General features: G+C 62.2%; 11 protein-coding genes and 1 pseudogene. 7 read left to right on the top strand and 5 right to left on the bottom strand.

Annotated elements, in window-relative coordinates; translation table 11 throughout:
* The first annotated feature begins 411 nt into the window (after nucleotides 1-411).
* A complete protein-coding gene (locus E3T23_RS14390; RefSeq protein ID WP_134371228.1) occupies nucleotides 412-621 on the top strand; it encodes a hypothetical protein in 210 nt (69 codons plus the stop codon).
* Between the two features lie 112 nt (nucleotides 622-733).
* Nucleotides 734-1087, top strand: a complete 354-nt coding sequence (locus tag E3T23_RS14385) for an ArsR/SmtB family transcription factor (RefSeq protein WP_134371227.1) — start codon at nucleotides 734-736, stop codon at nucleotides 1085-1087.
* A 214-nt stretch (nucleotides 1088-1301) separates the two neighbouring features.
* On the opposite strand, the gene E3T23_RS14380 is transcribed toward E3T23_RS14385, so the two are convergent.
* A complete protein-coding gene (locus E3T23_RS14380; RefSeq protein WP_134371226.1) occupies nucleotides 1302-1676 on the bottom strand; it encodes an ArsR/SmtB family transcription factor in 375 nt (124 codons plus the stop codon).
* A gap of 344 nt (nucleotides 1677-2020) precedes the next feature.
* Here E3T23_RS14380 and E3T23_RS14375 point away from each other — a divergent pair, with 344 nt between their 5' ends.
* Nucleotides 2021-3091 carry a permease gene (locus E3T23_RS14375; protein WP_134371225.1) on the top strand — a complete coding sequence of 357 codons (1071 nt, stop codon included), beginning with the start codon at nucleotides 2021-2023 and terminating at the stop codon, nucleotides 3089-3091.
* Nucleotides 3092-3402: 311 nt separating this feature from the next.
* Nucleotides 3403-3732, top strand: a pseudogene (locus E3T23_RS14370) (IS481-like element ISAar27 family transposase); the annotation flags it as partial.
* Nucleotides 3733-3734: 2 nt separating this feature from the next.
* On the opposite strand, the gene E3T23_RS14365 reads toward E3T23_RS14370, so the two are convergent.
* From E3T23_RS14365 to E3T23_RS14350, 4 genes are all read right to left on the bottom strand, one after another.
* Nucleotides 3735-4343 carry an IS30 family transposase gene (locus tag E3T23_RS14365; RefSeq protein WP_241977985.1) on the bottom strand — a complete coding sequence of 203 codons (609 nt, stop codon included), beginning with the start codon at nucleotides 4341-4343 and terminating at the stop codon, nucleotides 3735-3737.
* Nucleotides 4340-4879, bottom strand: coding sequence for a hypothetical protein (locus E3T23_RS14360; RefSeq protein ID WP_134371222.1), 540 nt, complete (start codon nucleotides 4877-4879; stop codon nucleotides 4340-4342). The genes E3T23_RS14365 and E3T23_RS14360 overlap by 4 nt, the downstream gene beginning before the upstream one ends.
* Before the next feature lie 36 nt (nucleotides 4880-4915).
* Nucleotides 4916-5089 (bottom strand): hypothetical protein, encoded by a 174-nt coding sequence (locus tag E3T23_RS14355; protein ID WP_420898332.1) that lies wholly within the window; start codon nucleotides 5087-5089, stop codon nucleotides 4916-4918.
* A 138-nt stretch (nucleotides 5090-5227) separates the two neighbouring features.
* Entirely contained in the window at nucleotides 5228-6448 is a 1221-nt protein-coding gene (locus E3T23_RS14350; RefSeq protein WP_134371221.1) for a nucleotide-binding protein, read from the bottom strand.
* A 321-nt stretch (nucleotides 6449-6769) separates the two neighbouring features.
* Here E3T23_RS14350 and E3T23_RS14345 point away from each other — a divergent pair, with 321 nt between their 5' ends.
* The 3 genes from E3T23_RS14345 (at nucleotide 6770) to E3T23_RS15335 (ending at nucleotide 7842) form a co-directional block, all read left to right on the top strand.
* Nucleotides 6770-7096, top strand: coding sequence for a helix-turn-helix domain-containing protein (locus E3T23_RS14345; protein ID WP_134371220.1), 327 nt, complete (start codon nucleotides 6770-6772; stop codon nucleotides 7094-7096).
* A gap of 127 nt (nucleotides 7097-7223) precedes the next feature.
* Nucleotides 7224-7547, top strand: a complete 324-nt coding sequence (locus tag E3T23_RS16060; protein ID WP_104170610.1) for an ArsR/SmtB family transcription factor — start codon at nucleotides 7224-7226, stop codon at nucleotides 7545-7547.
* Nucleotides 7507-7842, top strand: a complete 336-nt coding sequence (locus E3T23_RS15335) for a hypothetical protein (protein ID WP_166806311.1) — start codon at nucleotides 7507-7509, stop codon at nucleotides 7840-7842. Before E3T23_RS16060 ends, E3T23_RS15335 begins: the two co-directional genes overlap by 41 nt.
* The last annotated feature ends 343 nt before the right edge of the window (nucleotides 7843-8185 follow it).

Here is an 8185-nt window from a genome sequence, read left to right as displayed (position 1 = left end):
CCGTTGCATCGTGTTGAGTGTGGTAACCCAATCGATACCGGAGGTCCTCACCTTTTTAGCTCACGCCACGCTCACAACCTGTATGGGAACAACAACTAGAGCCATCGTGTGGTGTCCTTTGTGAGTTGCTTTAGTCGGTACTCACTGACCATCCCACGGTGGCTCTTCACGTTGACGTAGCAACACTCAGAAGCCGGAAACCACACCACTCACAGGGACGTCACCGAGGGCCGCCCCTCCGCGGGGTCGCACGGGAGATCCATACTCAGCGGTTCAGTGAGTTCGCTCGCGAGCCGCGCCGGGGCGTTTCTGTTGAAACCGGAGGGACGACGGCTTGACAATATCGACTTACGTCGATGTATACTCGAGCAATACATCGACAGTCGTCGATGTCCACGAGAAGAGGCACCGATGCATCCTGACCTGTTCATGATTGTGTACCGCCAGCAGGAGTGTGAGCTTGAGCAGCGGCTGCGACAGCGCCTGGCCATCGAGGAGCGTGGAACATTGCCGGGCGTGGCGGTGACAGATAAGTTCCGCAGCGTTATCCGAGCCGTAGCGCGGCTGCGCGAGCGGACGCGCTTCGCGGCGCCGGATGTGACCTGCTGCGCCGCCGCGTAGACCGGCCCGGAACTGCGGCACCCTATCTTCAGAACCCTTCGTAGATCGACCGCCATGCGGTGAGCATCCCGGCGGCGCATCGATCGCTGTCGACTTGTGGAAGGATAATCGGATGCCGACAGCGAATCTGCTTCCCGTTCGTGGCGTGTCCGATCCGGCGCTTAGTGCGCCGGTGCCGACATCCCTCACCGCTGATGCGGCAGTGAACTTGGCGCGGTCTCTCAAGGCGATTGCCGACCCGGCCCGGCTGCGGCTGATATCGATCATCGCCGCGCAGACCGGCGCCGAGGTCTGCAACTGTGACCTGATCGAGCCGCTCGGCCTCGGTCAACCGACCGTCAGCCATCACCTCAAGGTGCTGGTCGACGCCGGCATCCTCGCTCGCAAGAAACGCGGAACCTGGGCCGACTACAGGGTCGTCCCAGGCGCCCTCGATGCCCTGGCGAAACGGATCGTCCTTCGATAGCACGAACCGCTTATATCGATAGCAAGCACACACCATCCGAATGGAAGGAGAAGGTGCCCAGCTATCCAAGAGGGAGTTCGAGTGAGGATTGCGCCAATGGCTCGATCACAGTCAGGTCCTTCGAAAGATGCAGGCGGTGATTTTGAGCGCATTAGAGATTCGGTTTGAAACAGCGAGATTCAGCCCCACCCAGCGAAGGTTGAATCTCGAATGGTCAGTGCGTCGGCCTGAGCGCGTCCCCGATGGCGGTGAGGCGCGCGGGCACCGCCCGGTAATAGACCCAAGTACCCCGCTTGTCACACGTCACTAGGCCAACGTCACGTAGCAGCTTGAGGTGATGGCTGGCAGTAGCTGCGGTCTTGCCGATACCAGTGGCTACGTCGCACGCGCAGATCTCTTCAGCGTTGAGCAGCATCGTCATAATTTTTACCCGAGCCGGGTCGGCTAAGGCCTTAAACATCGTGGCTAATGATTCGGCCGCGTCGTCGGTGGCGGTGGCGATCGGGACGTCTGACAAGTCGAGCGCGGGCCGCAATCTCCGAGCTGAGTTTACGCCTGATGTCGGCGTAGTAAGGGATGCCGTGGTCATTGGGCCTGAGCCAATCTAGGTCGCCGAGCTGTCGGGATGGCTTCTAAAGCATAGTACGATAATCATCAAAGTCATGTTTCGATAAACATCGAAGTATTGGCAGGCGTCCTTGCGCGACATGACTTGGCAGTAATCGAGACGGAGGGGCCGCAGCTGAGCCAGCTCACAATGGGACGCCCAAGCAACCGTGCCGAAATCATCAGCTGGGCCAGCCAAATCTTTTCGCAGCGGCGAGCCCATCGTTCTCCAATGTTTTGACCCGCCTTGCTTCGATGCGCGGTACGCCACTATCTCCGAGCGGCACCGCGTGCTGTCCTGCCACTCCTATTTGAAAGAAAGAGAACATGTCCGGTTTGATAGAAATCTTCTCGCGCGTCGGAATCGATGTCTGGAACACGGTAGTGGGAAACTGGCCGTACCTTCTGGCAAGTGTCGTGGTCGCCTCAGCAATCCAAGTGTTTGTTGGTAACGATCGGCTCGCCCGCTGGTTGCGTGCCAGGACATGGCTGGCTGTGGTCGGGGCGGTGTCTCTCGGAGCGTTGACACCGTTCTGTTCCTGCGGGACTACTGCGGTCGTGCTTGGTGCCTTGGCCTCATCGGTGCCGTGGGCCCCGGTGGTTGCTTTCATGGTGGCGTCTCCATTGACTAGCCCGTCCGAATACTTGATGTCAGTTGGGCTATTCGGAGGCTCATTCGCCACGACGTTCTTCATCGCTGCTATCGTCATTGGCCTCATCGCGGGCGCATTGACTTCCGTTATTGAGCGGACCGGCGTTCTAGTGGGGCAGGCGCGCGTTCGAACGCCAGAAGGCGTGGATCACGCACAGACCAGTCGCCTTAGGGATAAAGCAAGCTCCCCATTAGCGGTCGCCGTTGAGGGCAGCCCTAATGCTCGAACCGATTTGGGCTTGCTCGAGCCAACTGTTACATCGTGCTGCACGCCCATTGCCACCGCAGTTCCGGCGTCGTCCGGCTGCGGTGACAGCTGCGAGCCGACTGCTGTACAGTCCAAGGCCCGGGAATTCCGGCAGGCGCTGGTCGTCAATGGGCGTCGCCTAACTGGCTTCTTCCTCGCGTTCGCCACCCTCGGGTACTTGCTCATTGAAATCATTCCGACACAGCTTCTGACGACCTACCTCGGCGCAGACTCGTTTTGGTCGGCGCCGATAGCTGCCACGCTCGGAATCCCGATCTACCTCAATAGTGACGGCTCGCTGCCTCTAGTCGCTTCGCTAATGAACGGTGGTATGGGACCAGGAGCGGCACTTGCATTTCTAATGACCGGGGCCGGAACTAGCGTCGGGGCCATCAGTGGCATGCTGCTCATCGCGCGCTGGAAGGTCGTGGCCATTGTCGTCGGCTCGTTATGGATTGGTGCAGTGGTGCTCGGCTATCTCGCGCCGCTCTGGTTGTAGAGCGATTCTTCGGCCGGATATTTAGTTCGGGTTGAATTCCTCGAAAACAGACTTTTCCAAATACAGCTGTTTTGCAGTCCGCCCGACAGCGGACTTCCGTAGTGGCGAGTAGCCCGAGTTGGTAGCGCTAGTCCAGGCACCTGGTGTGTTATCTCGTGACATCGTGGACACTAGATCTCACCACATCGCGGACGCTGGGTCTCATGGCTTCGTGTGTCCTGTCTCAACGCATCGTGAACGCTCGATCTCATGACATCGTGGACACGATGTCTCACAGCATCGGGAAACTCACGCCAGTGATAGTCCTGAGGATGAGCAATTCTCTTTCGCCACAGACGCGTGCCACAATCATGAACTACGACCCGACCCAGCCGCACGCGCTGTCGATCACCGGGTTCTGCCGCTCGCTGAAGATATCGCGCAGCGTGTTCTACAAGATCCGCGGGCGAGCTGCCCACGAAGCGGCTGCTGCGCTGCACCCACGCTCCCGCGCCCCGAAGGTCCCGGCCCGGCGCTATGGGCAGGTGGTCGTGAATGAGCTGGTGAAGATCCGCAAACAGCTCAAGGCTGATGGCTGGGATTATGGTCCCCGTTCGGTCTACTACGAAGGGCGAATTCCAGCGGTCATCGCAACACTGCTTGTTTAGCTGGATTTTAGTTCGTGGACGAGGAGCTCGGCTGGTGTTGTCCAACCGAGGCGTTTCCGGGGTCTGTTGTTGATCTTGGCGGCGACTACAGCGAGGTCGTCGGCGCTGTGTATGGCGAGGTTGGTGTGCTTAGGGAAGTACTGTCGCAGCAGTCCGTTCATGTTCTCGTTGGAGCCGCGTTGCCAGGGCTTGCCGGCGTGAGCGAAGAACACGCCGTCGGTGAAGAGGGATGCGATCTTGTCGTGGCTGGCCATTTCGGCGCCCTGGTCCCAGGTCAAAGTTCGCCGGAGTTCCTGCGGTAGTGCAGACATCGCGGTGATGAGCGATGCGTTGACTTCAGCTGCAGTGTGCCCGCCGGGGAGGTGGAGGAGGACGGCGTAGCCGCTCTTGCGGTCGACCAGGGTGCCGATCGCCGAACGGGTGCGCGTGCCGATGATGAGGTCTCCTTCCCAGTCTCCGAACCGCGACCTGTCGTTCACGACCTGGGGGCGGTGGTCGATCAAGGTCGCCGGTGCGATGAATCGTGGGGCACGTACTTCGGGGCGTCGTCGACGCTTGCGCAGTGGCCGGCCCGTGCGGAGATGGGGTGTCAATTTCCTGGTCAACCCGCTGTTTCCCGGCCAGTACAGGGCCTGGTAGATCGTTTCGTGGTCGACAGGTGGAATGGTGTTCCGGGCTCAACGTCTCCGGTGGTGAGGTCGTCCGTCGAGGCGTAGGTGCCAGCTAGGTCGGCATACGAAGCCGGCGTGTTTGCCGTCATGACCTCGTTGGTGATTGTGTTTGCGTCTTCGGCGGAGGGGTAGGGGTACTGCCAGATGAAACGGTAGAACGCCGTTGCTGTTTCCACGGCCCCGTAGGTCGTGTGTTTGGCGTCGGCTTGAGCAGCGAGGACCATGTTGACGTTTCGGTCTTGGCCACCGAGGCACCCGGTGGGTGCGACGTCGTCTCCAATACCCCCGGCACCAGCGGTGCTTGTGGGCGTCGGTGTGGGGGTGGCCGTGGCGGTGCTGGGTGCGGCGCCTGGTGTTGGGGTGGGGCGGGTGGCGGTGTAGGCGATACCTCCGCTGATGGCGACGACGAGGACGGTGGCCCCGATGATGATCGGCCAGCGGCTACGGCCGGATGCTGTGACCATTCGCATGGTGGGACTCCTTGGGGTGCGCGTTGGGGGTGTGGGTTAGCCGGCGAAGGAGAGGACGGCGCCGACGATGATGGCGAGGCCGGCGAGGGCGGCGAGGGAGATGCCGGCCCAGACGGCTTTCCGGCGTCCTTGGGCGTGTGCTTGTGGGTTGGGGTTGGTGTCTCCGGAGGCGCCGGCCATGGCGACGATTCCGAAGATGAGGAATCCGATGGCGACGAGGATGCCGATGGCCCAGAGGGCGGCGATGAGTTTTTGCCAGAGGGCGGTGAATTCGNAAGGAGAAGTCGGGCAGGATCCCGTCGAGGGGGTTCTCGATCGCCGCGTGGAGCAGGAGGTCGTGCATGGGGGTTAGGCCTTCCGGTTCTGTGTGGGTGCGGCGGAGACCGCGGTTTGCAGGGACCGGACCACGCTGGCGGCGGCTGCCACGAACGCGTCCCGGGTTGCAGGGTTGAGGCGGCTCAGGGTGAGTTGTCCGCGTTCGGCAATGTGGGCGTCGTAAGGGATCTCGTGCAGGGCAGACACGCCGGCCTGGCTCAGGAGCCGCTCGACTTCTTGGCGCACGGCGTTGTTCTCGGGGCGGCCGTCGGTGAGGCGGATGGCGATGGCCCGGTTGGCAAGCTCCGCGGAGGGCCCGCCCTCTGCCCGGAGCTCTTCGAGGAGTTGGATGGCTTCGAGGACGGAGTCGCCGGCGTTCATCACGGGGATTACGAGGACGTCGGAGACGGACACGGCGCCGCGGAATGCGGAGGAGGTGGGGACGTTGCCGGAGTCCATGACGCGGATGGAGTAGAAGTCGTCGATGACGTTGGAGACGGCGACGACGGATTCGCCGGTGAGGCGGTCGCGGCGGCCGGTGGATCCGATCACGGATGCGAAGGATGTTTGCGGGGCGGTGTAGCCGGCGAGGCGGCCGGCGGTGTGGACGTGGTCGACGTCGCGGACGAGTTCGCCGAGGCCGAGGAGGGGGTTGCCTTCGGCGCGGAAGTTCAGGGCGCCGGGGTCGTCGGAGACTTCGAGGATCGCGACCGATCCGCCGCGGATCGCGGCCAGCACTCCCCCGAGGAGCAGGGCGGTGGGAGTCTTGCCTGTTCCGCCCTTGGGGTTGTTCACCAGGACCGAGACCGCACGCGTCCAGGTCGCCTGCCGCACTGTCGTCTCGTGCGTAGTCCGCAGTTCCTTACAGCGCCGCTCCCCCAGCTCGGCTGCGCCCGGTCCGACCGGCAGTCCCAGGCTAGCCAGAGCACCACGGAACCCCGTGGTGGCCTTGGTCGGGGGGCTCGACGCGGACGCGAGGCCAGCGGCCGAGCCGCCAAAAAGGACAGAGGTGCTGGCTAGGTCGGTGAGCGTCGCGGACGGCACCGACGGGGCTTCCTGCATCGCAGGGGCCTCCCCCGGGGCGGGCGCGGAGGCTGGTGCTTCGAGGACTGGGCGGCGAGCGGACGCGGTGCTGTTGGCCTTGCGTAGTGGGGGCGCGGGGATCGTGTGGAGGGTGTCTTCCTCGATGTAGTCCCCGGCGCGGTCAGCCGCTCCAAAGACCTCGCTGGGGGCGGTGCGACCGGTGTCACTCATGGGCGGTATGTCCTCTCGAATTTCCACTAACTGGCACAGGGAATTAGGGAACCCCCCGAGGCCTCGACTAGTCTCTCGTCTTTTTTCTCTTGCACCCTCCTGAACGGGGGGTGTGTTCCGTCTGTGCGTCCGGTTATACGTGCCTGAATCACTGGGGGGCGTGGGTCGAATGGCCCGATCGCACGGATCTTCGAACGTAACGTCGGCCACCGACATCTGCGGATCGTTGCAGCTTGCACAGGTAAATAGATGCGTTTGCATTAACTCGAGTGCGGTCGTGGCGCACGTGCGAGAGGGGTGATCCACGCCAGAATTGAACGCATGGCCCGTGACGACAATCTGATGATGAAACATGCCCCTGACCGGGTGGCATTGTTCCAGGAACTGTTTTCCGCGCCCTCCCGTGTCCTGGTGCTCCGCGCCCTGCTCCGGAAGCCACTCAGCTACGCCGAGTTGTTCGACGTCATCGGCGACACCATGAGTCGGCCCGCGGTGCATGCGGCCCTGATCGATCTCCGGGGTATGGGCTATATCGAGGACGATGCCCCTGATGGGGTCGTGCGCCGGCCTCAGGGGACGAAGTTCACCGCGCGGCGGGACCTCGTCACCCGCGACTTCGGGCAGGTCCTCGAGTTCGTTCTGGGCTGACCACTCCCCCTTTGAGCAAGAGCATCGGGCCAGCGTGGTGCTCGACTTCGTCATAAGCTAATCATATAATGATTAGGGGTGACGGAGTCAACGATGGAAGAGGGCGGAGGTCGGGCAGAATGGCAGGATGCCCCGCTACGTGCGTCCCCCTCACGATGAACTCGTGGAGGCCGCGATCGACGCATTTGGAAATCGAGCTCGAGTGGCAATCCTCAAGCACATCCGCGAAAACGGGCCATGCACCCGCGCCGATGTCGCAACAGCGCTCAGCATCGCCCCGCCGACGGCGTCAAACCACCTGGCTGCCCTTGAGACTGCCGGACTCATCGAGTCCACTCCCCCGCGAAGCGAAGCCAGAAGCGGCCAGTGGGTGCGCTACACAGTCATCCCGGAACGCGTCACGGAGCTCTATGTCGCTCTTGGCGAATTCCTCGGACAGTCAAGACTTTAATCAAGCCGCTCCCGCGCGTCGCGCACTCTTGAATGGGTTTAACGACAAGATCGTTTCCATGGCCGTAGCAAAGGGAAGCAGGATTCGTCGGGACCACACCCCCACGGTGTTGTTCCAAACACGAGTCGACCCCGCGATCCGCGCGGAAGTCAATCAAGCCGCAGCCGCAAGTGGCGTTTCCACCGGTATCTACCTGGAAGCGTTGTTGCGCCTAACTCTCGCGGACCAGGGCCAACTGCCTGTCCTCGACCTCATTCGCGACCCCAAAGAGGAGTTGCTTATCCCAGCCGCTTAAACGAAAGAGCCCGTCGCTTTCGCGACGGGCTCTGCAAGTTTCGTAGCTCAAACCCTCTTCTGCTTGCCGGCGACGAGGTTGGAGCTAATCCAGATCAACAGCCCTCACGGGAGGTTTCTCTATGTCCCAGAGCATAGCGCACGTACTCCAGAATGCACCCGGAATTGTGTCCGGCGTGTCGGGCGTGTCCACTGAAGCGTGGACAGCCTGGGCTTTGACGCGCCGGATGAGTCCGCGTGATCAGGTCCGTGTGATGAAGCGCGACGCGTACGGGCGAGTGGACGAGAACAGTTACCCCCTGATCCACCGTGTTGGGCCAGCTGAACCTACGACGCCGTGGGCG

Source organism: Cryobacterium cheniae (assembly GCF_004403395.1).
Lineage (GTDB): Bacteria > Actinomycetota > Actinomycetes > Actinomycetales > Microbacteriaceae > Cryobacterium > Cryobacterium cheniae.
The sequence above is the reverse complement of the archived record's forward strand: the minus strand, read 5'-3'. Positions and strand labels throughout refer to the sequence as shown.

What these genes read in the sequence shown, in the direction of transcription:
- E3T23_RS15335 (WP_166806311.1), top strand. Translation starts at nt 7,507, where the DNA reads ATGTCGCTCTTGGCGAATTCCTCGGACAGTCAAGACTTTAATCAAGCC.
- E3T23_RS14375 (WP_134371225.1), top strand. Translation starts at nt 2,021, where the DNA reads ATGTCCGGTTTGATAGAAATCTTCTCGCGCGTCGGAATCGATGTCTGG.
- E3T23_RS14345 (WP_134371220.1), top strand. Translation starts at nt 6,770, where the DNA reads ATGGCCCGTGACGACAATCTGATGATGAAACATGCCCCTGACCGGGTG.
- E3T23_RS14385 (WP_134371227.1), top strand. Translation starts at nt 734, where the DNA reads ATGCCGACAGCGAATCTGCTTCCCGTTCGTGGCGTGTCCGATCCGGCG.
- E3T23_RS16060 (WP_104170610.1), top strand. Translation starts at nt 7,224, where the DNA reads ATGCCCCGCTACGTGCGTCCCCCTCACGATGAACTCGTGGAGGCCGCG.
- E3T23_RS14390 (WP_134371228.1), top strand. Translation starts at nt 412, where the DNA reads ATGCATCCTGACCTGTTCATGATTGTGTACCGCCAGCAGGAGTGTGAG.
- E3T23_RS14360 (WP_134371222.1), bottom strand. Translation starts at nt 4,879, where the DNA reads ATGCGAATGGTCACAGCATCCGGCCGTAGCCGCTGGCCGATCATCATC.
- E3T23_RS14380 (WP_134371226.1), bottom strand. Translation starts at nt 1,676, where the DNA reads ATGACCACGGCATCCCTTACTACGCCGACATCAGGCGTAAACTCAGCT.
- E3T23_RS14350 (WP_134371221.1), bottom strand. Translation starts at nt 6,448, where the DNA reads ATGAGTGACACCGGTCGCACCGCCCCCAGCGAGGTCTTTGGAGCGGCT.